This is a genomic window from Reichenbachiella sp. MALMAid0571 (assembly GCF_040151475.1).
Lineage (GTDB): Bacteria > Bacteroidota > Bacteroidia > Cytophagales > Cyclobacteriaceae > CAXBNB01.
The window spans coordinates 13,853-38,607 of sequence record NZ_JBDKWG010000125.1 but is presented as its reverse complement, the minus strand read 5'-3'; the positions used below and the strand labels follow the sequence as shown (position 1 = coordinate 38,607).

The 24,755-nt window shown below is 38.2% G+C and carries 17 protein-coding genes; 11 read left to right on the top strand and 6 right to left on the bottom strand.

Features of this window, described 5'->3' with window-relative positions:
* Positions 1-209 precede the first annotated feature (209 nt).
* The 3 genes from AAOP42_RS10630 to AAOP42_RS10620 all read left to right on the top strand — a co-directional run bounded on the left by AAOP42_RS10630 (position 210) and on the right by AAOP42_RS10620 (position 2,871).
* Positions 210-1,445, top strand: coding sequence for an MFS transporter (locus tag AAOP42_RS10630; RefSeq protein ID WP_349528488.1), 1,236 nt, complete (start codon positions 210-212; stop codon positions 1,443-1,445).
* A gap of 187 nt (positions 1,446-1,632) precedes the next feature.
* The gene (floA, locus tag AAOP42_RS10625) at positions 1,633-2,538 is read left to right on the top strand and encodes a flotillin-like protein FloA (RefSeq protein WP_349528487.1); all 906 of its coding nucleotides are present in this window, start codon (positions 1,633-1,635) and stop codon (positions 2,536-2,538) included.
* A gap of 87 nt (positions 2,539-2,625) precedes the next feature.
* Positions 2,626-2,871 carry a DUF1456 family protein gene (locus tag AAOP42_RS10620; RefSeq protein WP_349528486.1) on the top strand — a complete coding sequence of 82 codons (246 nt, stop codon included), beginning with the start codon at positions 2,626-2,628 and terminating at the stop codon, positions 2,869-2,871.
* 9 nt (positions 2,872-2,880) lie between these two features.
* Here AAOP42_RS10620 and AAOP42_RS10615 read toward each other — a convergent pair whose 3' ends face one another.
* Positions 2,881-4,119 carry a DEAD/DEAH box helicase gene (locus AAOP42_RS10615; protein ID WP_349528485.1) on the bottom strand — a complete coding sequence of 413 codons (1,239 nt, stop codon included), beginning with the start codon at positions 4,117-4,119 and terminating at the stop codon, positions 2,881-2,883.
* A gap of 216 nt (positions 4,120-4,335) precedes the next feature.
* On the opposite strand from AAOP42_RS10615, the gene AAOP42_RS10610 reads away from it, so the two are divergent.
* From AAOP42_RS10610 to hrpB, 3 genes are all read left to right on the top strand, one after another.
* A complete protein-coding gene (locus tag AAOP42_RS10610) occupies positions 4,336-4,521 on the top strand; it encodes a hypothetical protein (protein WP_349528484.1) in 186 nt (61 codons plus the stop codon).
* Positions 4,522-4,662: 141 nt separating this feature from the next.
* Positions 4,663-5,046 carry a hypothetical protein gene (locus AAOP42_RS10605; protein WP_349528483.1) on the top strand — a complete coding sequence of 128 codons (384 nt, stop codon included), beginning with the start codon at positions 4,663-4,665 and terminating at the stop codon, positions 5,044-5,046.
* Positions 5,047-5,141: 95 nt separating this feature from the next.
* Positions 5,142-7,622 carry an ATP-dependent helicase HrpB gene (gene hrpB / locus AAOP42_RS10600; protein ID WP_349528482.1) on the top strand — a complete coding sequence of 827 codons (2,481 nt, stop codon included), beginning with the start codon at positions 5,142-5,144 and terminating at the stop codon, positions 7,620-7,622.
* A gap of 23 nt (positions 7,623-7,645) precedes the next feature.
* Here hrpB and AAOP42_RS10595 read toward each other — a convergent pair whose 3' ends face one another.
* The 4 genes from AAOP42_RS10595 to AAOP42_RS10580 all read right to left on the bottom strand — a co-directional run bounded on the left by AAOP42_RS10595 (position 7,646) and on the right by AAOP42_RS10580 (position 13,540).
* Positions 7,646-8,197, bottom strand: a complete 552-nt coding sequence (locus tag AAOP42_RS10595) for a SanA/YdcF family protein (RefSeq protein WP_349528481.1) — start codon at positions 8,195-8,197, stop codon at positions 7,646-7,648.
* Positions 8,198-8,282: 85 nt separating this feature from the next.
* The gene (locus tag AAOP42_RS10590; RefSeq protein ID WP_349528480.1) at positions 8,283-11,042 is read right to left on the bottom strand and encodes a DNA gyrase/topoisomerase IV subunit A; all 2,760 of its coding nucleotides are present in this window, start codon (positions 11,040-11,042) and stop codon (positions 8,283-8,285) included.
* A complete protein-coding gene (locus AAOP42_RS10585) occupies positions 11,043-12,911 on the bottom strand; it encodes a DNA topoisomerase IV subunit B (RefSeq protein WP_349528479.1) in 1,869 nt (622 codons plus the stop codon). It lies immediately after the preceding gene.
* Between the two features lie 158 nt (positions 12,912-13,069).
* Positions 13,070-13,540, bottom strand: a complete 471-nt coding sequence (locus AAOP42_RS10580) for a hypothetical protein (protein ID WP_349528478.1) — start codon at positions 13,538-13,540, stop codon at positions 13,070-13,072.
* 508 nt (positions 13,541-14,048) lie between these two features.
* Between AAOP42_RS10580 and AAOP42_RS10575 the strand changes: the two genes are divergently transcribed.
* The 5 genes from AAOP42_RS10575 to AAOP42_RS10550 all read left to right on the top strand — a co-directional run bounded on the left by AAOP42_RS10575 (position 14,049) and on the right by AAOP42_RS10550 (position 22,790).
* On the top strand, positions 14,049-16,379 hold the full coding sequence (locus AAOP42_RS10575; RefSeq protein ID WP_349528477.1) for a TonB-dependent siderophore receptor: 2,331 nt from the start codon (positions 14,049-14,051) through the stop codon (positions 16,377-16,379).
* An 87-nt stretch (positions 16,380-16,466) separates the two neighbouring features.
* Positions 16,467-17,690, top strand: coding sequence for a PepSY-associated TM helix domain-containing protein (locus AAOP42_RS10570; RefSeq protein ID WP_349528476.1), 1,224 nt, complete (start codon positions 16,467-16,469; stop codon positions 17,688-17,690).
* A gap of 833 nt (positions 17,691-18,523) precedes the next feature.
* A complete protein-coding gene (locus tag AAOP42_RS10560) occupies positions 18,524-20,644 on the top strand; it encodes a tetratricopeptide repeat-containing sensor histidine kinase (RefSeq protein WP_349528475.1) in 2,121 nt (706 codons plus the stop codon).
* A gap of 74 nt (positions 20,645-20,718) precedes the next feature.
* Positions 20,719-21,996, top strand: a complete 1,278-nt coding sequence (locus tag AAOP42_RS10555) for an acetyl-CoA hydrolase/transferase family protein (RefSeq protein ID WP_349528474.1) — start codon at positions 20,719-20,721, stop codon at positions 21,994-21,996.
* Between the two features lie 227 nt (positions 21,997-22,223).
* Positions 22,224-22,790 (top strand): acyl-CoA thioesterase, encoded by a 567-nt coding sequence (locus AAOP42_RS10550; RefSeq protein WP_349528473.1) that lies wholly within the window; start codon positions 22,224-22,226, stop codon positions 22,788-22,790.
* Positions 22,791-22,882: 92 nt separating this feature from the next.
* Here the strand turns inward: AAOP42_RS10550 and AAOP42_RS10545 are convergent, their stop codons facing one another.
* Positions 22,883-24,754, bottom strand: a complete 1,872-nt coding sequence (locus AAOP42_RS10545) for a SusD/RagB family nutrient-binding outer membrane lipoprotein (protein ID WP_349528472.1) — start codon at positions 24,752-24,754, stop codon at positions 22,883-22,885.
* Position 24,755: the final 1 nt, after the last annotated feature.

The following is a 24,755-nucleotide window of genomic DNA, read 5'->3' as shown; positions in this document are numbered from 1 at the left end:
TGAGATTCACTAAAAAAGTTTCGTTTATATAAAATTATTTTTGCATTCACTCGTAACAATCAAAAGCATAGTGATTAATTTGACTCAATAAAATTTGTATTTAGAGTTAATCTTCAGCATATCATTCAATTCACAGTTCAATAAATGAAGTTCACCAAATTAGCCTTGAATTTGAAGCACCAATATCAAGATTACCTTGGTTATTAAAAATGCTTAAAATTACTTTGCGCCCAAATAACAGCACCTTCTTTTATAGAGGGGATTCAAAGGCACTTATGACACAACTCAATTCAGTAGTTTTTGCAAACAGACAGAGGATTGCTGTAGGCATATTTTTCTTTATTCAGGGTATTAGTTTTGCTACCTGGGCCTCACGCATACCGGACATCAAGCGTATCTTAGACCTCAATGACGCTGAAATAGGTTCTCTCCTACTGGTGATGCCATTCAGTTCCTTACTCGGGCTTGCCATTTCCGGATGGATCAATCGCAATTTTGACAACAGGCCGCCGTTAATTATAGCCATGATCGTGCAATGTGCCTCTATTATGGGTATTGGTATGAGTTCCGATATTATTGACTTGGGTATATCTCTGTTTTTTCTGTCTCTGGCCTTTCGGATTGGTGGTGTGGCTATGAACACCCAGGCAGTGATGCTTCAAAAATCATTTGCCAAACCTATTAATGGATCGTTCCATGCCATGTGGAGCCTTGGAGGAATTGTGGGTGTTGGTTTAACCACATCCCTGATCTGGTTGTCAGTTTCGATGAGCAGCCATCTTTTTTGGGTCGCCATCACGCTGGTTTCTGCGGCTATCATTACATTCAAATACCTGCCTTCCGGAGATAAAGCCACTACGGGATCAAAAATCCAGCTTGGCAAACCCGACAAATCCTTGTTGGTGTTGGGTCTGATTATATTGTTCGCTTCTTTTTGCGAAGGAGGCATGTTCGATTGGAGCGGAATCTATTTCAAAGAAGTAATAAAAGTGGATATCTATACAGTTGGGTATTTTACTTTTATGATGTGTATGGCACTTTCCAGGTGGTTTATGGATAAGGTAATATCCAAAATAGGAAAGCAGACGGTTTATCTCATCAGTTCCATTCTGATCACCTTCGGAATACTCATGTCCACTGTTTTTCCTTTCTTTGTTCCGGCTATCATAGGTTTTTCAATGGTGGGAATTGGCGCAGCAGTGCTGGTTCCGATCACTTTTTCACTGGCAGGAGAATCAAAAAAATATTCACCAGGAATGGCAATCTCAATAATTTCCACCTACAGCGTAGTGGGTATGCTCATTGGCCCTCCTTTGATTGGATTTCTTTCACATGCAATAGGAATGAAATGGGCTTTTCTCTTTATAGCCCTTATGGGAGCTTGTATATTACCAGCTTCCCGATGGTATTTTAGGGTAGCCAAATCAGAAAACCTGGATCAGTAAGTTTATCTGATTCAATTGGATCATTTTTTACTTGCAATTGGAATTGCATTCTCTGTTTTCAAAATATGCTTTGACTGAATAAAATCACCTTCAAAAACAACCTTAGATAAAGCAGGAAAATTATATTTCATTAATTACCTAAAAAGGCTGATAACTCTTGGTAACTTCCAGACCAATTGTTAACTATATGGAAGAATTCATTTCAATACCTAATATCATTACCATTGGAGTCATACTGGCCGGGCTATGGATTTTCTTTTTGATTATTCCGGTTAACCTGTGGATTACCGCTATATTTTCCGGTGTTAGAATAAACCTGATTGATATGGTTTTCATGCGATTCAGAAAAGTTCCTCCCGGACTAATTGTAAGATCGCTTATATTGGCTTACAAAGCCGGACTAAAGGATATAACCACAGAATTACTTGAAACACACTACCTGGCACAGGGAAATCTTGAAAAAGTGATTAAGGCATTGATAGTGGCAGACAAAGCAAATCTTAACTTGAACTTTCAACAAGCAACTGCCATAGATCTAGCAGGTAGAGATGTGTTGCAGGCAGTACATGTATCAGTTACACCCTATATAATCATTGTTCCTTCCATCACAGCAGTATCGGTAGATGGCATTCAATTAATCGCTGAGGCCAGGGTAACCGTCCGCACCAACTTGCAACAACTTGTCGGTGGAGCTGGAGAAGAGACCATTCAAGCACGTGTGGGGCAAGGAATCATTTCAAGGATTGGTGCCACTAAAAGTTACCTCGAAGTACTCGAAAAACCAGAAGAAATCTCCAAAACCGTATTGGCCAATGGGCTTGATGCTGGTACAGCATTTGAAATATTGTCTATTGACATAGCTGACATTAACATTGGACACAATATCGGAGCTAAACTTCAAATTGATCAGGCACAAGCAGATTTAAATGTGGCAAAAGCAAAAGCAGAAGAAAGACGGGCAATGGCCGTAGCAGCAGAACAAGAAATGCTTGCCAAAGTGCAGGAAGCCCGTGCCTTGGTCGTTCAGGCTGAAGCAGAAATTCCATTAGCCATGTCAGGAGCATTTAGAAAAGGTCAATACTATAAAAGGTAATCGTTTTTTGTTTTTAACAATTTCATTGCGCTTCAATGGAACATTTTCAAAGTGGAATAATGTAAGTTTGTATCTTGATAATAAGATATGCTGACCAACAACGATATACTTAAAAAATTAAGAGTTGCCCACAAGTTACGAGATGAAAATATTGTTGACATATTAAAATTGGTGGATTTTCAAATCACCAAAGGAGCACTTGGTGATATGTTTAGAGATGAAAGCCATCCTAAATATGTGGAAGCCGGAGATCAAATACTCCGCAATTTCCTTAACGGACTTATTATACATTTAAGAGGCCCAAGACCTAAGAAAAAAGGGAAAACAGATTAAAGCTTGTAGCTACTTCTTCTTTTTCTTCTTTCTTTTCTTTTTGAGATCAAGTTCCTCTTCCTTCAATAGCGATTGCCAGCTATCTGCCTTTGCATCTGAGATATTCAGAGTAAATTGATAATCACTTTTAGAAATATCAATTCTACTAATGGGCTTGCCCATATTGGTTTCAATTTCAGACAATAGTTCCTGCTCTTCTGTACTACAAAATGAGACGGCTTGCCCCTTCTGACTGCCCCGACCTGTCCTGCCAACTCTGTGAACATAATTTTCGGCAGTTTCGGGCAAATCATAGTTGATTACATATTCTACATTGGGGATGTCTATCCCTCTGGCACTAACATCTGTAGCTATTAGAATTTTCACATTTCCCTTCCTGAACCTTTGCATGGTACGCTCACGCTCTTCCTGTAGCTTGTCACTATGGATCGTGTCTGAGACAATTTGCACCCTATCCAAAGCCTTTTTTACTCGTTCTGCCCTTACTTTGGTACGTACAAACACCAGCATTTTTTTTTCAGGATTGTCCTTAATCATGTCTTCCAAAAAGAAACGTTTATCATCCATTTCAATAAATGCTACAGCATGGTCTATATTCTTAGCCACAGGATCTTTAGGAGACACCTGAATCCGAATGGCATTTGAAACCAGTGAATAAGCCAGTTTTTTAATTTTTTCATTAATAGTGGCTGAGAAAAACAATGTTTGACGCTTTTTAGGAAGGTGGCGCATCAGGTCTTTGATGTCTTTTATAAAACCCAAATCCAACATGTGATCCGCTTCATCCAACACCAGTATCTCTACCCTCTTCAAGATCAATACTCCCTGACTTACCAGATCAAATAATCGACCCGGTGTAGCAATCAATACATCTACTCCTTTATTTAACTGTTCAATCTGTGGATTCTGATCCACTCCTCCATGAATACAAAAAGAATTTATTCGGATATATTGGCTCAGTGTCTTGAAAACTCCGTCTATCTGTAGAGCCAATTCATGTGTAGGTGCCATTACCAGACATTTTACTCCGTCAGGACGCCCCACTATTTTTCTTTCCTGAAGCAAATGAAGAATTGGGATAGCAAATGCGGCTGTTTTACCAGTTCCGGTTTGTGCTATTGCCAACACATCTTCCCCCTTCAATATGAGTGGAATAGACTTAAATTGAATGTCTGTTGGTTTTTTATACCCCAGCTTTGATATGCTGGTTTTAATTCCTTCGTCTATATAATATTGTTCAAATTTCATACTCTAAATATATGCTGCAAAGATATAATCTTAATGGACACACTGCTCTGAATCCTCATTAATTGTATCCTACCGTCAGGTTCAACACGATACGTTTGTGATGGAAAATCAAAATCCTACCAGAATAAAACTCCAATTCTTATAATTTGTCTCAAATTAGCCCACTATAGGATTGAATACTATTGAAAATTGCTCACTTATCACTAACTTGCAGACATGAATATTTTAAGAAGCTGGAGAGAGCAGAAAGTTATGTTGAAAATGAGGTTTCCCATTCTAAACGATGATGACTTTATTTTTGAAGAAGGCAAAAAAGAATCCATGCTTACACAGCTGGGAATCAAGCTCAACAAATCCAGCATAGAATTGGAATTACTATTTGCAGAACTCCAACGGTGTTAACAATCATACCCTATGGTAGATTAGTTAATAAAATCCTATCTCACTACCGTTTTGCACTCCAATAAAACATGAAATGGTATCCTTTATGATTGTAAGGTGCCAAAATTAAAATTTGAACATTACCCAATAAAAATAAGCTCTATGACCAATTATTCAACGATTACTCACAAGTATGCTTTTCTATGGAATAAATATCGTCCGGCGATTCTTAAACTGATGATAGACTCAGAAAATGAACCTCAGGCATATAAATTTTCGAAACACGAATTCCATAATGTGAATGCCAAAGAAAAAGGCGGATACTCCTTCGTTCTCAGCGTATTTGACAGCAAACCAGTAAATGACATTAGAACTTCAGCATTGGCAAAGGATCTCTTGGTAATTTTACAAAATTCCAATAAAGCGTCAGAATTGACCCAAACTTCGACTTATGAATTTACCATGGATAAGCAATTTACACTTCATATTGTAAAGAAAGAAGCAGTATTGACAGAAGAGGAAGTTGTAACCACTGATGCTGAGTAATTTTATCCTCCTTTGATTTTGGCCAAAAAAGATGCGATTAGATAATTTTATGATTTTGAAAAATAAATCTGAACAATCCTGAAACAATTAGTCCATTGTCATTTGACCCTAATTCTATAGACCTGCCCATAAGGGATATAATTCCTGAGGTTAAACTCAAACTACAGAAAGATAACACCCTTATAATTAACGCTCCACCAGGTGCAGGTAAAAGTACATTGCTACCACTGGCAATAATGAATGAACTATGGCTGGAAGGAAAGAAAATACTAATGTTGGAGCCCAGAAGGTTGGCAGCCAGAACCATTGCATCAAGAATGTCTGCCCTTCTGGGAGAGGATACAGGTCAATCCGTTGGTTTTAGAATTCGGTTTGAAAACAGGGTCAGCCAGCAAACCAAGATCGAAGTGCTCACCGAAGGAATTCTCACAAGAATGATCCACAGTGATAATACTCTTGAGGGTGTAGGCATGGTAATCTTCGACGAATTCCACGAGCGTAGCATCCATGCCGATGTAGCCCTGGCACTGTGTCGAGAAGCACAGCAAGTGCTACGCACTGACTTAAGAATACTCATAATGTCGGCTACTCTTGACATGCCCCAATTGACACAAGTACTTAAAGCCCCGGTTGTTCAAAGTATGGGCAAGCAATACCCTGTTGACATCAAATACAGTGGTGAGCAAGATTTGATGATGATGCCTGAAATGGCAGCCAGAACAGTCATCAAAGCAGTAAGAGAACAGGAAGGAGATACATTGGTATTTCTACCAGGACAAGGTGAAATCAAAAAATGCGAAGAAATATTAAGAAAAGAGTTGCGTGGATTTATGATCCATCCCCTCTATGGGCAATTGCCGCAAGGAAAGCAATTTGCAGCAATTATGCCGGATAAAAATGGCAAAAGAAAAATAGTTCTGGCTACTTCCATTGCAGAAACCAGCCTCACCATCGAAGGAATTAAAATTGTAGTGGACTCTGGTTTTGGAAGGACTTCCAGATTCGACCCGAAATCCGGTTTATCAAGGCTGGAAACAATTCAAATAGCCAAAGACTCAGCAGACCAACGTGCCGGAAGAGCTGGGAGATTAAGTGCAGGTACTTGCTATCGTATGTGGTCGAAAGCCACCAATGATCGATTAGCAGAACACAGAACCCCCGAAATACTGGAAGCTGATCTTGCTTCTCTGGTACTAGATATGGCACAATGGGGTATAATGGACGTGTCGCAATTGACCTGGCTAACACCTCCCCCAAAAGGAGCATTGGCTCAAGCCAGTGAAACACTTCACCAACTGGATGCATTGGAAAATGGACGGATTACCGAACATGGTAAGAATATCCACAAATTGCCCTGCCATCCCAGAATTGCACACATGCTATTGATGGCACAAGAAGATGGCATGCTTACCTTGGCTACCGATATTGCCCCATTACTGGAAGAAAGAGATCCTCTTGGCAGAGAAGCAGGTATTGATATCAACCTGAGAATAGAAACGCTAAGAAAACATAGAGATGAAAACCGATTGGCTAAACACCTGGCAAAGATAGAGAAAATAGCAGCCTCTTACCGAAAACTATTTGATTTGGATGCAGACAATGGACTTGTTGATCCTTATGAGACCGGAGTAATTTTGGCGCATGCCTATCCTGAACGAATTGCTTGCGCCCGACCGGGAAATAATGCTCAATTTCAACTATCTAACGGTAAACTGGCCATGGCAGGTCACAGGGACGATTTGGCGCACGAACCCTGGTTGGCGATTGCTCATATAGATGCAAGAGACGGTATGGGTAAGATATTCATGGCTTCTCCTCTCAATCCAAAGGACTTGGCTCCTCTTGTAAAAGAAAAAGAAGTAATTACATGGGATACACGCAAAGGTGGCCTCATTGCAAGCAAAGATTTGCGAATAGGAAGTATTGTCCTTAGATCAACCCCTTTGCCAGAACCCGGGGAAGAATACCTGATAAAAGCAATCTCAGATGCTGTTAAAACTGAAGGAAAGCAATTGCTTAATTTTGATGAAGACGTAGAGCAATGGCAAAACAGAGTATTAAGCTTGCGTAAATGGAATCCTATGGAAGGCTGGCCGGATGTAAGCACCTCTACCCTCTTGATGACTAATACTGAATGGCTCATTCCATACCTGTCGGGAGTAAAAAAACCGGAAGACCTCAAAAAGATCAATCTTGCTGAAGTACTACAAAACCATCTTGATTGGCAAAAACAACAAGCCCTGAATAAACTTGCTCCCACTAAAATAGCCGTACCTAGCGGATCGTCAATCACATTAAAATACTTCAAAGACGGTGCTCCTCCGGTTTTGGCTGTGAGGTTACAGGAAGTTTTTGGATTGTCTGATACTCCACTGCTCAACGATAGAAAAAACTCTGTATTGATGCATTTGCTATCTCCGGGATTCAAACCCGTACAGGTCACCTCTGACCTCCGTAGTTTTTGGGACAACACCTATTTCGAAGTGAAGAAAGAACTCAAAAGACGGTATCCTAAACATGCCTGGCCCGAAGATCCTTGGAAGGAAGAAGCCGTGAGGGGTGTGAAGAGGAAGTAAGCAGTAAAAGAAAATTCTGGATTTTATTTCCAAAAATCACCAATATTATTCAAAACATATAAGTCCAACACTGCTTTGGGTCGTGCAAAAACTTCTCTAAGAACAGTGACATAAGAATAGTCTTCTGAAGGAAATTTAGCCTCAAAACAAATAGCATCTACTTTCAGGTATGAACATATAAAAAGAGCTCGGTAGGCATGGTAACGTTGCGTAATCAAAATAAACCCATGATAAACCTTTTTGCCATTGACAATGGAATCTAAAGTACGAAATCCTTTATCATCTAATATGATCGCTGACTCAGGTACTTTCAAAGCAATGAGAGCTGCTTTCATGTCTTTGGTTTCATCATAATATTTTGAATCTCTTGTTCCACTCAAAAGAATCTTGTTCACCTTTTTGCCATGGTACAATCTGGCTGCAGCTTCCATCCTGTTGTCGAAGAAAAGATTGTTGCCCCCTCCTGTTTTGTATTTGCTGGTGCCAAAAACCAAGGCAATCTCCTTGGATGGCACATCGCTTAATTCAGTAAAGATCTTGTGAGAAGTACTGTTGATTATCCAGAAATTGGACACCACCAGAAATGTGATGATACCATAGACCAGAAGCTGCCATATAATCTTGAAGCGTTTCAGAAATGCAATATATTAAAACGGATAACTATTCAAAAAGTCCTAGCTGGTCTTTACCATTTTTTTTATCATCCTTCCTGATGTCAAACTCAATAGATGATCCTATGTCCAATCCTTTATCCTCTTTTCCACTTTTTTCAGGAGCATTGCTGAGTTTTTCTTTCTCAGATTCCTCCTCAACCTCATGCCTGATATCTTCTTTCAGCTTACTCAAAAAATCAATATTTTCAGAGGTGTCTTCTTTCTGGGAAGAAGGAGTTTCTGTCCCAGCTTCTTCTTCCTCTATTTCAGGTTCTATTTCTTTTACAGATGTAATGGTCTGTACCGGAAATTTGTTACCAAGTGCTTTCCATCCCTTTATTTCTATCAGTTCAGAGAGGTTGAAGGTATCAGTACTTTTAGTATTCTCTCCTTTCTTTTTATAATTAACTTCAATCAATGGAGCAGAAAACAATGATAATGCAATGAGTTTTGAACCTTTTTCTTCACTGATAAACTTATATTCTTTGTTCAACGTCAGTGTTTCGATTTGAAAACGCTTTACATAATAAGTCTTAGAAGTGCCATCCTGATAAATCACTGACACAGTCATTTCAGGGTCAAATTTGACAATATTTAAAATATTGTTGGCATTGTACCTATTGGTAAGCTCAAATGTGCTCAACTCGTATTGTCCATCTTTGTAGAAGGATATAATTTTATCCTCTGCCTGAAAATTGCCCAGATATTCTCCACGTTCATCAGTATTAAGCCGCCCGATGGATTTGTCATACCAAATATCCAAACCTCCCAGCGTAGATTTACCAGCGGTTTTCAATTCTATCTTTCTTACAGGGTAACGGGTAAGGATGTTTCCTCCTGCGCCTCTTCCCTTTATTTCAATATCTGCAAAATCAAAATCAAACACTTTCTTTCGTGCTTTTGCTCCGGCTGTCAAAAAAACAGTGATCAACTCTGCTTCTCCATTAGGGTTAGCTGTAAAATAATGTACCTTAGACCCTTTATCACTTTTACATAAGTTGTATTCCTTGTCTCTGGTTATTGACGTAACACTAAATCGCTTGGCAAAGGTTCTTCCACTTCCACCATCCACATAAGCCATATTATAAACCATTCGGTCATCATTTTTTCTAAATACACCCGCATACAATATGTCTTTACCCACAAACACTTTGTCCTGAATTCTGACGACCATGAATTTTCCATCCTTTCTGAATGCTATAATGTCATCCAAATCTGAACATTCACCTAAGTATTCGTCTTTTTTAAGACCATATCCAATAAAACCATCCTTACGATTTACATACAATTTTTGATTGTTGGCGGCTACAACTGTGGCCGTAATGGTTTCAATAGACGAGATTTCCGTTTTACGCTCTTTTCCTTTCCCATACTTTTCCAGCAGACGTTCATAGTAGGTTACGGCATAGTCTATTATGTTTGCCAGATGATGCTCTACTTCTGCCAGTTCCTCCTGCAATTTTTTCATCAACTCATCGGCTTTGAATGAGTCAAACTTTGAAATTCTTTTGATCTTGATTTCCGTAAGGCGGATAATGTCATCACGGACTATTTCTCTATAAAACTGAGATTTGTAAGGTTCAAGTCCGGTATCAATGGTTTCTAATACAGACTCCCAGGTTTCACACTCCTCTATGTCCCGATAAATTCGGTTTTCGATAAATATTTTTTCAAGAGAAGAAAAAAGGATTTTTTCGAGTAATTCATTCCTGCGAATTTCAAGTTCTCTACGCAGAAGATCTACGGTCTGATCTGCGTTTTTCTTTAGAATTTCATCTACCGTCAAAAAGATGGGTTTGTCTTCAACGATCACACAGGCATTGGGTGAAATAGAAACCTGACAATCGGTAAAAGCATACAATGCATCTATGGTAATATCCGGAGATTGTCCGGGCGCAAGATCAACCTGAATTTCGATATCCTTAGCAGTATTATCAATTACTTTTTTAATCTTAATCTTACCCTTTTCATTGGCTTTGACAATTGATTCGATCAAACTGGTGGTAGTGGTACCATAAGGTATGTCCTTGATCACCAGAGTATTTTTATCAACTTCTTCAATCTTAGCCCTTACCTTAACTTTTCCTCCCCTTAGCCCTTTGTTGTATTCTGATACATCGATGGTGCCACCGGTAAGGAAATCCGGATAGAGTTTAAAACTCTTGCCTCTCAAATATTTGATACAGGCATCAATCAATTCGCAAAAATTATGAGGTAGAATTTTTGTAGATAATCCAACAGCAATACCCTCGACACCTTGAGCCAACAGCAATGGAAACTTGACTGGTAGAGTGACGGGTTCTTTCTTTCTGCCATCGTAAGACAACTGCCATTCAGTTGTTTGTGGATTGTAAAGTACATCCAGAGCAAACTTTGAAGGACGGGCTTCAATATACCTGGAAGCTGCCGCTCTGTCCCCTGTACGCACGTCACCCCAGTTACCCTGCATGTCTATCAGCAACTCCTTCTGCCCGAGGTTTACCATCGCATCTCCTATTGACATATCTCCATGTGGATGGTACTGCATGGTACTGCCGATGATGTTGGCTACCTTATTGTACCTTCCATCATCCATTTCCCTCATCGCATGCAATATCCTTCTCTGCACAGGCTTGAGCCCATCATTGATGGCTGGCACAGCCCTTTCCAAAATAACGTAAGAGGCATAGTCTAAAAACCAGTTTTCGTACATGCCCGATACGGGTACTACATTGTGTATGGTTCCCTCTTCGTTTTGTAATTCCCCGTTGTTTTCTAATTCATCCATTTAAGCAACCTCCTCTTCTACTATGTCTTTCTCAATTCTTAATTTATCTATAATAAAATTCTGCCTGTCAGGTGTGTTCTTGCCCATATAAAACCCTAATAAATCACTGATTTTTGTTTCCTTGTTCAGAATAACAGGTTCCAACCTTATATCCTCGCCAATAAATTCTCCAAATTCATTGGGAGAAATTTCACCCAATCCCTTAAATCGCGTAATTTCAGGCTTAGGGCTCAATTTTTCAATGGCGTCAATACGTTCCTGATCGCTGTAACAATAAATCGTTTCTTTTTTATTTCTTACCCTAAAAAGAGGTGTCTCCAGAATGAAAACATGTCCTCCCCTAACCAACTCAGGAAAAAACTGAAGGAAATAGGTCAACAGCAACAACCGAATGTGCATACCATCCACGTCGGCATCTGTAGCAATCACTATTTGATTGTAGCGCAAGCCCTCAATGCCATCTTCAATATTCAGGGCGTGTTGCAACAGATTGAACTCTTCATTTTCATATACTACTTTTTTGGTACAACCAAAGCAGTTGAAAGGTTTACCACGAAGACTAAATACGGCCTGAGTTTTGACTTCTCTTGATTTGGTGATTGATCCACTTGCCGAATCTCCTTCTGTAATGAAAAGGGTAGTTCCGTTTTTCAAATCTTCATCTCCCTTTTTGTCGTCGAAATGAATTCTGCAATCCCTTAGTTTTTTATTGTGCAGGTTGGCCTTTTTGGCTCTTTCGTTCGCCAGCTTTTTTATTCCTGCTATTTCTTTGCGCTCACGTTCTGATTGCATGATCCGCTTCTGAAGACCTTCCGCTACATCAGAATGCTTATGAAGGTAATCATCAAGTGCTTTTTTTATGAAATCATTAACAAAAGTCCTCATGGTAGGACCGTCATGTGCTACGTTGAGTGAACCTAATTTTGTTTTCGTTTGAGACTCGAAGACGGGTTCTTGTACCCTAACGGAAATAGCTGCAACGATACTACTTCTTACGTCTGCTGCATCATAATTTTTTCCATAAAAATCCCGAACTGTCCTTACCACTGATTCTCTGAAAGCAGCAAGATGGGTTCCACCCTGAGTGGTGTATTGTCCATTTACAAAGGAATAATACTCTTCACCGTATTGATTGTTGTGTGTGATAGATACTTCTATATCGTCTCCCTTCAAATGGATGATGGGATACCGAAGGGTTTCTGGATCGGTCTTCCTGCCAAGCAAGTCCAGCAATCCGTTTTCTGAATGATACTTTTTTCCATTGAAGTTGATGGTTAATCCTGCATTGAGAAATGCGTAGTTCCACATCAGATTGTCCAGATACTCAGGAATGAAACGGTAGTTTTTAAAGATTGTATTGTCTGGCTCAAAAGCTATAAGAGTCCCGTTGCGCCCGTCACTCTTTTCTATTTTGCTGTCATTGATTAGGTTGCCCACATCAAATTCAGCCAACTTGGTTTGACCTTCTCTAAATGACTGAGCCTTAAAATATGTTGACAATGCGTTGACTGCTTTGGTACCTACGCCGTTAAGTCCTACTGATTTTTGAAAGGCAGAAGAATCGTATTTACCTCCGGTATTGATTTTAGAAACACAGTCCACCACTTTTCCCAAGGGAATCCCTCTTCCATAATCCCTCACTTCTACCCTTTGATCAGTCACTTTTACATTGATGGTTCGCCCAAAACCCATGACGTGCTCATCAATACAGTTGTCCATTACTTCTTTTACCAGCACATATATGCCATCATCGGGGGCGGTACCATCTCCCAATTTGCCGATGTACATACCCGGCCTAAGCCTGATGTGCTCCTTCCAGTCCAGTGATTTAATACTATCTTCGGTGTATTCTCCAACTTGTGCTGCCATCCTCTTTTTATGAATTTTTAAAGTAAAATGATCGTGAATATATACTATTTCGACTTATTTTTTTACTAAAAAATAAGCTGAAAAATGACTTAAACAAACACTTTAATTTGAGCATGTATTTAACTCAAATTATATAATAAACTGATTTACAGTCAGAACTAGTGCTTTAAAAATAAAATGTAAATCAGGTAAAAAATTGATGCTACCATAAGGATTGGGCCAATATATATAATGACAGCAAAATATGAGATGTTAAAATGCTCGTCATTGTGAAACAACCCTACAAAACCAACAGTAAAAATGAAGAAAAGATTAAAGACTACAGAGAGGCTGTTGGCCCATGTTTGCAGGTGAGATTTTTTAGCAATAGACATAGTCATAGTACCGTCTGATGAATTGACTTGTATCAGGTTAAGTGATTTTTTCATGTAGGAAAGTATCAGAGTGGAAACGATAAACAATCCCAAAGCACTGTAAAAAAACAACTCCTTCCCTACCCGTAAAACTCCGGTGGCATTTTTGTCAAAATAAAGGCTTACCATATCGGGAAGAAACGCATAAACGTAGAGCAACATACCTAAAAAAATAAACGCCGTAATACGTGAAATCAGTTTGAATACTTTATGCATGAATCAACTATTTGAAAGGCGCAAAAGTATATAACAATTCCGAAGAAGCCACCAACTATTGGAGAATGAACCAGACAAATACATTTACGAATCTTTGCTCACTATCACGTCATTCTGGAAGTAGCACAGGCAATCAAGAATCTCATCAACCTGAATAAATACAGTCTTTTATTGCCAGTAGCTCGTTATGAGATCGGTATATCTAGGCTCCCTCTCATGGTTTGTTCATCTCGGGAATCAATACCCACTATGATTAGCACTACATGCAGATATATGCTCACTAAATATAGCTATTAAGATTCACTACAATTAGGTATTGACTCAGATGAGATACCACCCTACATTTGCCATTATTTAGAACAATTCTAAATAATAAATGATTTTGCAATCGCTTGCTTGAACAAACCATAAAAGCCCTCTGAAACCGTGAGTAAACACGGTATCATGAGGTAAAAAAATAAAAGTAAACCTTAAATATTTTAAATCATAAATCAAAACATGAATAATCATGAACAATAAAATACTACTTCTAATCTTTTCATTATTCCTTGGTACTGGAGTAATTCATGCACAAAATGGCAGTGTATCCGGTAGAATAACCGATAAAAATGATATCCCTCTAGAATTTGTCAGTGTCAGTCTAAAGAACACCAATAGGGGAACCATTACCGATAAGAATGGGAGATTTATACTCGACAAAATACCCGAAGGCAATCAGGTGTTCGTCTTTCAAATTGTAGGTTACATAAAAAAAGAGATTGACGTAAAGGTAAATCAAGATGAAGAAACCCTCCTACCTGAAGTTACCCTGTTTGAGGATGTCCTTAAGCTTAATGATGTAGAAGTATTAAGTAGCAGGGAAACCAACAAGTTTGCAGATAAGGAAACAGATTATGCTGCTCGTATGCCATTGGAAAATCTGGAAAACCCACAGGTATATAGTGCTGTAAGCAAAGAATTACTTGAAGAACAAGTGGTATTTAATATTAATGATGCAACCAGGAATACTCCAGGTGCAGTGCCGGTTATCTACCCTTCCGGAGGTCTGGGTATTACATTTAGAGGGTTTACAACGGGTGTTAATGCAAGAAATGGAATGGAAACCGTATCAGGTCGCTCTTCAGTAGATATTGCCAATGTAGAGCGTATAGAAGTTTTAAAAGGCCCATCGGGAACACTTTTTGGTGCATCGGTATCTTCTTTTGGTGGGGTAGTAAATTTGGTCACTAAAAAACCACATGAAATAAAGAAAACAGAAATAAGCTATACAGCAGGCAGTTTTGGGTTGAACAGACTTACAGCCGATATAAATACACCTTTAACAAAAGACAATACAGTATTATTCAGGTTGAACACTGCCATTAACAAACAAAAAAGTTTTTTAGACTATGGGTTCAACAACACGTTTTTAATAGCTCCAGGTCTTTTGTACAAAGCTTCGGACAAACTTACGTTTACTTTAGATGCTGAACTATTTAATGCCAATAGTACACGTATAAGATATGATCGCTATGGTACAAATTCAGGTATTACAAACCCGAATGATATTCAATTAGATTACAGAACATCTTTGTTTCATGATGATGCGAATGCCAAAACTTCATCATCTAAGGTCTTTTTACAGGCAGAATATCAACTTTCTGACAATTGGAAATCGACCACATTATTTTCCTTTGTGGAGGAAGATGTAGATTATAGTTACCAATATTACGCAACATGGTTATCTCCAACCGAAGCAACGAGAACAATGGGGGTCTGGGGTCCTATTTATAACAATTATGTCAATATACAAGAAAACATTAATGGTAAATTTAATACAGGTAGCATAACACACAACATATTAGCTGGAGTTAATTATAGACATCAAAAAGTTAATGCCAATGCCAAGAACACGGGTGCGGACGTTGTAGATACTATTGATATAACAACGGATTTTAGGGCTTTGAGAAAAGAAGATGTTGATCCATATTTAATCCCTGGATATTGGACTGGCTGGAATCATGGAGAAAATCACACTATAAGTACTTATGTATCAGATGTCATCAACCTTACAGATAGATTGTCCACCATGCTTAGCTTACGCTTAGATCACTTCAATCGTAAAAAAATGGACGGTGTAGAAGACTATAACCAAACTGCTTTAGCACCAAAATTAGGGTTGGTTTATCAAGTAGTTAAAGACCAAGTCTCTGTTTTTGGTAACTATATGAATGGTTTTCAAAACACAGCACCTGTAAACCAACCAGATGGTTCTCAATTAACACTGAATCCTATATATGCCATCCAATACGAAGGTGGTATCAAAACAGAAGCATTTGATGAAAAATTAAGTTCAACATTAAGTTATTATAATATAACTATTGACAATGCTACAAGAACAAATGCTGATGGATTTACGATACAAGATGGCAAACAAGTGAGCAAAGGTTTTGATTTTGAATTGATTGCCAATCCAATTACAGGTTTAAATATTATTGCAGGTTACGCCTATAATGACAATCGAATTGTAAAGGCAGCAGATGAATCCATAGAAGGAAATAAAGCAACCGGTGCTCCGGAAAATGCCATTAACTTTTGGGTATCTTATAAATTTCAAAAAACATTACCTGGCTTAGGGGTTGGTTTTGGAAGCAACTATGTGGATAAAGCCTATAAGTTTAGTGATAATGTTTTCTATTCCCCTTCTTATTCAGTTTTTAACGCCACTTTATTTTATGAGCATCCTATATGGCGATTCGGCTTAAAGCTTAACAACCTTACTAACCAGAAATACTGGGATGCTTATGGAGTAGCCCAACCCCCCAGAAATTTTGTTGCAAACTTGACGCTTAAATTTTAAGTGTGTTTGAGACAAGACACCTCAACCTACAGGGTTGAGGTGTTCTTACTTATGTAATAATTGCTTGTTTATAGCTTTTTGAAAAAAATGGGATTCAAAAAAATTATTAGAAAGACCCATCTGTTGCTGGGCTTAGCATCTGGGATAATTGTATTTATATTAGGAATTACAGGGTGTATTTATGTTTTTGAAGAAGAAATTAAACCAATAATATACGATCATTATCATTCAAACGAAATAAAAGAAGAAAAAATACCGATTAGTCAATTACTCCAAACGGTACAGGACACGCTCAAAAATAAATCAGCTACTGGCATACATATATATAATACTAATGAAAATACGATCAGATTTTTAGCCTTCAAAAATAAAGAAAATGCATCCGGAATCTGGTTTTGGGATCAAAGAGAATATTACTATACGACTTATATCAATGCCTATACAGGCAAAATCCAGCAACTGGAAAATAGTACAACAGAATTTTTTCAAATAATACTTTGGCTGCACTGGAGTCTCTTGTTAAAAACAAAAATTGGTCAACCTATCGTAGGAGTAGCTTGTCTGATTTTTGTTATTTCTCTTATTACCGGCTTGGTTTTGTGGTGGCCAAAGAACAAAAAAGCTGCTAAACAACGGTTTTGGTTTCGTTGGAAACCTAGCACAAAATGGAAACGCAAGAATTATGACCTGCATAATATTTTTGGATATTACATGATGCTTTTTGCTTTAATTATTTCCTTAACAGGCTTAGTATGGGCTTTTGATTGGTTTGATAATAGTGTACAATGGGTTGCTAATGGGGGCAAAAAAATTCAAAATAAAAAAGAAGCACTTTTCTCTGATGCTACACAATTTACCAACCAAAGGCCATTGGATAAAGTATATGCTAAGGTCAAACAGAACTATCCTGATGCGAAAAGTTATTTCATTTCTTTACCCCAAGACAGTATTGCTGCACAACGTGTTTTTGTCAAATACAAAGCAAGAACACGAGATGTGTCCTTGGTCTTTGATCAGTACACCGCACAACTTCTCAATACGGAAACCTTTATCAGTAAGAACAACGGAGAAAAAATTCGTTCGCTCAACTACGATATTCACGTAGGCAGTATTCTGGGTTTCCCGGGCAAGGTTCTTGCATTTTTTGCCAGCCTCGTATCGGCCAGCTTGCCGGTAACCGGTTTTATGATTTGGATGGGAAGAAGAAAAAAAGAGAGCAGAACAAATCATAAAACAGTAAAAAAACAACATGGGTTAGCTCCTAAACCTAGAATTCAGACCACAATAAACGAGAAAACATACTATCCTTAATTCTAAGAAAATAAACACTAATACTATACCAATTACTGACACTACAAACCTTTCCAAATTCAGGATCACAGCAGAAAAATAGAAGCATTACTAAAAATCAGATAAGAAGAAGTTTATAATACTCCTCAAATATAGAGCCACTCACTAAGGTTGATTTTTAACAATTAGACTTGTTGGAAAGTGCTAAAATCAAACTGGAAGTCCCAATGAGAAGGAATCAAAAATACTACAAGAAACAACTTTATGTTTTTAGAAAGATATAAAAAAGAATGGAAATACTATTCTCTCAACTTTGTGATTAACAATAATTTACGAATCAACCTGTCATTACTGAAATCATAATTATCCAATCTCTTATTTTCATTCTCAGTTTTTCAAATGATGAACGTTATAGTACTAACCTGAGTTCGATTAATATTACGAAAAAAAACTCGTAACCGTCACTCAGATGAGCTTTTATTGGAGAGTGCGATAGGAAGCGACGTGAAAGTCCCTATGAGTAAGAGATTCTCACGCTTGTCTGCCCTTTAGGCAGGGCTTTCAACGCAAAGCCCAGCCCAAAAGCCTCTGAATGACGAGTTTTTGAATAATTTTAGAATCGAACTCAGGTTGCTACAATGCTCGCATATGATCTATGTCAACATCAAATCTAAAGAGTTATAGTAGAAATAAGGCAATAAAAAACCCGCTGAAATCTCGATGAGATTAGCAGCGGGAGTTTAATTACCAGCTATGGAAATCTTTACATATATTGAGTTCTAAATCATTTTTACAATGCTAATAAGAGAATGGCTCTTTACCAGATATTGTCCGTTTAAGTCATAAATTCTATCATGAATGATATTATACCGTCCTTTAATTTCTCAATAGTGTCTATAACAAAACCAGTACTAAAAACAGCAATAATCCATTGTTGGTTGATAGCTCTTTTTTGCACAAATATTTTCGCAAATAATATAAACATTGATAGTCTGACTAATGAATTGAAACTTACAGAAAATGATTCTGTCAGATTTTTCATTCTTTGCGATATATATGATTACCACTATGGCAATAATAATGAAGGGTTGGCTGATTCTCTTGCCAATCACATACTTGAATTGACCAATAGCAGTGAGAGTAAACATATACGAGCAAAGGGATATACTTTGTTAGCAGATCATAAAGGAGAGCTTGGAAGCTACCTTGATTCTAAAAATTATTACCAAAAGGCAATGGAGTTGAACCTTCTGCTAAAAGATACCGTGGCTTATTCCAATTCAATATTCAACCTCGGCGTAACCTATGATTATCTAGGTGATTACGTCACAGCTCTCAAGTATTACTTTCAATCACTCGACCTATTTGAACAACTCAATGACAAATCAGGAATAGCAGAAATATTGAGCAATATATCTGTACTCTATAGCAACCAACTCGATTATGAAAACTCTGCCAAATATTCTCTTCAGGCACTTGAAATTAATAAAGCACTGAATAACAATGAATTCATTGGATTGAACCTCGGTAATTTAGGTGCCATTTACCATGATTGGAGTGTAGATAGTGGCGACAGTACCAAACAGAAACAAGCTCTTGAATACTACCAAAAGGGCCTGGAAATCGAAAAGACTTTAAAAGACTCCACTTCTATTAGTTGGATCATGGCGAATATTGGCCTGCTTTACAATGAACTGAATGATCATGAAACAGCTCTGGACTATCTACAAAAGGTTCTGACCATAAGTAAAGCTATAAACGATAAGACAGGACTGGCAGTAGCCTATGGTAATATAGGTGAAGTATATTTCAGTAAAGAAGACTATCAGAACACACTGGATAACATGAAAAGGTCGTACCAGCTTGCTGTAGAAACCAACGACAAACTATTGATTTTAGAAGCCTATGAAAGCTTTTCTCAGGTATATGAAAAACTTGGGAATTTTAAACTGGCTTATGAATACCACACCAAATTTAAGGCCGCTCAAGATAGTCTGTACAATGTAGAAAAAAATTCAAAATTCAATGAACTAATTGCATTGTATGAAACAGAAAAAAAAGAGCAGGAAATAAAAAATCTTCACACTAAAAGACAACTGAATGAGCTGGAAATAGAACAGCAAAAATCTCAAAAAAGGCTGTACATAATTATAGCTATATTCTTGGGATTATTCGCTCTGAGTATTTCATTTTTCTATCTGCTACAAAAACAGAATAAAGAAAAACTGGAGAAAACTAACTTAAATTTAATCAAATCACAAACTGAACTTACCAGACTAAATCAAACTAAAGATCGATTTTTTGCAATCATAGCACACGACATCCGGGGTGCTCTTACCTCTTTTCACGGTATAGGAAAAGTGATCAAAAATCATCTGGAAAAAGGACGGCTTGAGCGAATCAATATGGTAGCGGATAGAATTGATAATTCAGCCAACAAACTGAATGAACTTTTAGACAATCTGCTCAACTGGGCAGTCACTCAGCAAGGGAATATGCCTTTTAAGCCAAAGCAAATAGTGCTCAATACCTTCATTGAAAAGGAGCTCACCTTTTTCAATGAAGATCAGCAGGCTAAAAATATGAAAATCACAATTGATATTCCAGAGGGTACCATTGTTTATGCTGATCAAAACGGACTTAATGTAATTATCAGAAATCTGCTAAGCAATGCATTTAGGTTTACACCACACGATGGTACAATATCGATAAAAGCAGAGAATGGTATTAGTGGTGTCACTTTATTTGTTTCAGACACAGGCATGGGAATACCAAAAGATAAAATGGATATATTATTTTCCATTGATGAAAAGAAAAGCACTCCATCCATTAGTGGCGAAAAAGGTATAGGTTTAGGGTTAACACTGACCTATGAGTTTGTCACACTTCACAATGGCAACATCGAAGTTGAAAGTATAGCAGGAAAAGGAACAACATTTAAAGTTTACCTGCCAAACGAGGTTACTCAATCCTGAAATCTTTCACCGAAATCCATGATGCACATCATGTTAAGAAATTTATCTGAAAGTACTTTTGCTAAAAAAAACTTATGGCCAAACTACTTTCTCCAACCGACGCACTCAACTATATAAAATCTAATGACAGGGTGTATATACATAGCGTAGCAGCTTCTCCCCAAATACTTATAGATGCTCTCGCCAAAAGAGCTTGCGAATTAAAAAATGTAGAGATTGTACACCTGCATACAGAGTGTAATCCGAGCTATATCAACGAGGAATATCCAGATAGCTTCAGGCTAAAATCTTTTTTTGTAGGTGCAAATGTGCGAAAGGCAACCCAATCCGGAATAGCCGATTACATTCCGGTATTCCTCAGCGAAATCCCCTCTTTGTTCAAAAAAAACATTCTCCCTCTTGATGTGGCTCTTGTGCAGGTTTCTCCCCCTGACAGGCATGGATATTGCTCCTTGGGTGTATCTGTAGATGCCACATATTCGGCAGTGAAATGTGCCAAACTTGTGATTGCTCAGGTAAATAAAAACATGCCCAGAACTTATGGTGATGGGCTCATGCATATAAAGCATTTTGATATACTGGTGGAGCATAATTCAGACCTGCCTTGCATTGCCATGCCTGAAGCAACAGAAATAGAAATGCGCATAGGTAAACATGCATCCGGACTGATAGAAGATGGAGCCACTTTGCAAATGGGGATAGGCGCCATACCAAACGCTGTGCTGGCATCATTAGACGGACACAAAAATCTTGGCATTCATACTGAAATGTTTTCCGATGGTTTAATTCCTCTTGTTGAAAAAGGAATTGTAACTGGTACAAAGAAAAAATTAAACCCTGAAATGATAGTTTCAGCCTTTGTGATGGGAACAAAAAAGCTCTATGATTTTGTAGATAAAAACCCGGGAGTGCAAATGAAAGATGTAGCCTACACAAATGATGTGGCTGTTATCAGGCAAAACCCAAAAGTAACTTCCATCAACAGTGCGATTGAAATAGACTTAACCGGCCAGGTGTGTGCCGATTCCATTGGTTCTAGGCAGTATTCCGGAGTTGGCGGACAAATTGACTTCATCCGGGGTGCATCTTATTCTGAAGGCGGGAAACCCATTATAGCCCTGCCATCGACTACCCGCAAAGGAGAAACCAAAATTGTTCCTTTCTTAAAAGAAGGTGCCGGAGTGGTATCAACCAGGGCAAATGTACATTATATAGTAACTGAATTTGGAGTAGCCAATCTATATGGAAAAAGCCTTCAGGAAAGAGCCAGGTTATTAATCAACATCTCCCATCCTAATCATCGGGAATATCTGGAAAAACAAGCATACGACAGGTTTGGAAGAAATGTCTAGCATAGTGTAAACAAACATACTAACCGGATAGGTGTTGCTGCGATTTTGAAAGGAACTTGTCCCCGTCTGATCCAACAAGGCCTACCCTCCAAGGAAGGGAATACGACTTGTAAACATTTAAAAGGTTGGGTTAATATTGCACATTACTGCATGGAAGACTCAACGTTTTCTACTGTTTTTGCCATTTTCTGGCTAAGCTTGTGTTTTCAAATTCATTTTCCTTAAACATGAAAAATTTTGATTACCGAACAGTGAGCCAGTCCATGGTGACTATTGTAGAATTAATGATTCCCTCGTATGCCAATTTTGGAGGAAAAATACACGGAGGAATCTTACTGTCTCTTATGGATAAAGTAGCGTATGCAGCAGCAACCAAGCACAGCGGCGCATACTGTGTAACGGTTTCTGTTGACAATGTCAATTTTCTCCAACCTGTGGAAGTAGGAGATTTAGTTTCATTAAAAGCTGCCGTGAACTATGTAGGCAGGTCATCTATGGTGGTCGGTATTCGGGTAGAAGCAGAAAATGTAAAAGAAGGAATCGTAAAACACACCAACACCAGCTACTTCACCATGGTAGCAAAAGATGAAAACGACAACTTGATCCAAGTACCCAAACTCAAACTGGAGAGCCCCATAGAAGTAAGGCGTTATGCTTCTGCCATTACCAGAAAGAAGAAAAATTTTGAGTTTCGAAATGACTATGTTGACAGCAAAATAGGATTTTCTTTATCAGATGAGATCGAAAAACTCAAGAATGAAAGGTGTGTGATTGAGATGATGAATGAAATGTAAAAAGCACTCCATTATGTTCTAACTAAAAAAAAGAGACGGCCTCTTTATTTTTGAGGCCGCCTCTTTAAAAAGTTAATACTCGATTTTAATGTTTAATCCGGTAAAGGGCTTGGCAATGCTTCCTGATAGTCAGGATCATCTACACCCCCCTTATACGTTTCAGGAATACCGGGATACTTTGTATAAACCGTTTGGTCATATTCACCACGATATTTTTTACTCTTATCAGTATCTGCTACCCAAAAAATTGGAGTAGTAAAATTATCTTTACCAACAACCTCTGAATATGCATCCGGATTGCTGGAAGACAATGACCCGGGGTATGGATATCGTTCCAAATGTGGTTCCATGGATGTCGATCCAAAATATCCGGTTGCAAGTTTAGGATAACGGGTTCTTCTTACCTCTGTCCAGGCTTCATACGGATTATGATATAGGAAATTCATCCATTTTTGAGTATGAATCACTTCCATTTTATCACTTGCACTGGCATATTCACCAGCGATTTTAGCTGCATAGGCAGAGATGTCTCCATCGTTCCTTACAGGTTGCAACATCGCCGTTTTAGTTGCATTTTTAGCATCGAAATTATCCAACTCTGACCAGGTACATCCCTCATTAATTTTATACCAATAATTAATAGAGCTTAACACTCCGGCTTCTACTTCCGCAGCGGCATCACCTGATGCAAGGCCATTGAGGTACGCTTCAGCTAATAAAAACTTCACTTCAGCATAGGTAAATGCAGGAAAGTCATCTATTACTCTAACCAGAGTGGCAGGATTCCACAACGAATAGGAATTGTAGTACAAATAATCATCCAGATTACCATTAAAATAATTGTAAGCAACGTACGCTCCTCCTGCAGGTGCTCCACCGTTTTCACCATTGATTTTGTCAAATATTTTTTGTCCAATATCACAATTCATTGATGGAGTCATGTAAAGTCCATCCCTGTTTGGCATCATGTAAACACCTAATCTTGGATCGTCTATACCCGCATCATATTTATGGTTTCCATCTCTATCCAACTGCATCCACATAAATGGCGTTACAAATCCCGCATAATCACGCTCAGAGTATCCTAGTTTCCAGTGCCCTCTATCGTTAGAAACCCAGGGCTGGGCAGGGATCATTAAATCTTCGTTTGGCAAGTTGCCACTACTAAGCACCTCTGCTATCGTACTTTTCGAAAGTGTCTCATCAGCAGCCTGAATCCGAACTGCAAAACGCAGGCGAAGAGAAGTTGCTAACTCAACCCATTTATCAATATTTCCCTGGAAAACAATGTCCTGTGTTGCAAAAGTGGACTTACCGTCATCAGTCATGGCACTATAAAGAGAAGGAATTGTTTCAGCATATTCTTTTAAATCAGCTATCATAGCTCTATAAACATCCAGTCCGCTTTCTATTTTAGGATAAAAATTACCTTCAAGTGCCTTTAATGTCTCGGTATATGGAACATCATCAAAAAGATCAACAGCTCTATGAAAGCGATAGATATATGCAATTCTAGCTAGTGGAATATACACTTCTGCGTCTATTCTGGCTTCTCCTTCCAGCTTTCCAAGAATTACTTCCATAGTTGGTAATTCCTTGAATGATTGCGCACTGTTGTAATAACTTGAATTTGAATCAGTAACAGCATTGGCCAACACATCAGATTCACTTTTAAGATAACCATAAGCCGTTCTATAAGCCCTCATCTGATATTGTAAATAGGTCAAAACACCACTGAAATTACCATGATTCCAGTATTCTGCATAATCCATTTTAAATGTTTTGCCCTGCTGCATCATTCCAGAAAACATTCCGGGTATCAGCACATTCTCATCTGGAGAAAATACTGAAGGATCTACATGCAATTCTTCCAATTTATCCTGACAACCAACAACAGCCAGGCATAGAAAAATCACGCCAAAAGCTATTTGCTTATATATTGTTTTTATTGTTATATTTTTCATG

Coding starts and splice junctions, on each gene's coding strand:
- AAOP42_RS10575 (WP_349528477.1), top strand. CDS start 14,049: ATGAACAATAAAATACTACTTCTAATCTTTTCATTATTCCTTGGTACT.
- AAOP42_RS10545 (WP_349528472.1), bottom strand. CDS start 24,754: ATGAAAAATATAACAATAAAAACAATATATAAGCAAATAGCTTTTGGC.
- AAOP42_RS10570 (WP_349528476.1), top strand. CDS start 16,467: ATGGGATTCAAAAAAATTATTAGAAAGACCCATCTGTTGCTGGGCTTA.
- AAOP42_RS10550 (WP_349528473.1), top strand. CDS start 22,224: ATGAAAAATTTTGATTACCGAACAGTGAGCCAGTCCATGGTGACTATT.
- AAOP42_RS10560 (WP_349528475.1), top strand. CDS start 18,524: ATGAATGATATTATACCGTCCTTTAATTTCTCAATAGTGTCTATAACA.
- AAOP42_RS10590 (WP_349528480.1), bottom strand. CDS start 11,042: ATGGATGAATTAGAAAACAACGGGGAATTACAAAACGAAGAGGGAACC.
- AAOP42_RS10620 (WP_349528486.1), top strand. CDS start 2,626: ATGCTGACCAACAACGATATACTTAAAAAATTAAGAGTTGCCCACAAG.
- AAOP42_RS10610 (WP_349528484.1), top strand. CDS start 4,336: ATGAATATTTTAAGAAGCTGGAGAGAGCAGAAAGTTATGTTGAAAATG.
- AAOP42_RS10605 (WP_349528483.1), top strand. CDS start 4,663: ATGACCAATTATTCAACGATTACTCACAAGTATGCTTTTCTATGGAAT.
- AAOP42_RS10585 (WP_349528479.1), bottom strand. CDS start 12,911: ATGGCAGCACAAGTTGGAGAATACACCGAAGATAGTATTAAATCACTG.
- AAOP42_RS10630 (WP_349528488.1), top strand. CDS start 210: ATGCTTAAAATTACTTTGCGCCCAAATAACAGCACCTTCTTTTATAGA.
- AAOP42_RS10555 (WP_349528474.1), top strand. CDS start 20,719: ATGGCCAAACTACTTTCTCCAACCGACGCACTCAACTATATAAAATCT.
- floA (WP_349528487.1), top strand. CDS start 1,633: ATGGAAGAATTCATTTCAATACCTAATATCATTACCATTGGAGTCATA.
- AAOP42_RS10615 (WP_349528485.1), bottom strand. CDS start 4,119: ATGAAATTTGAACAATATTATATAGACGAAGGAATTAAAACCAGCATA.
- AAOP42_RS10580 (WP_349528478.1), bottom strand. CDS start 13,540: ATGCATAAAGTATTCAAACTGATTTCACGTATTACGGCGTTTATTTTT.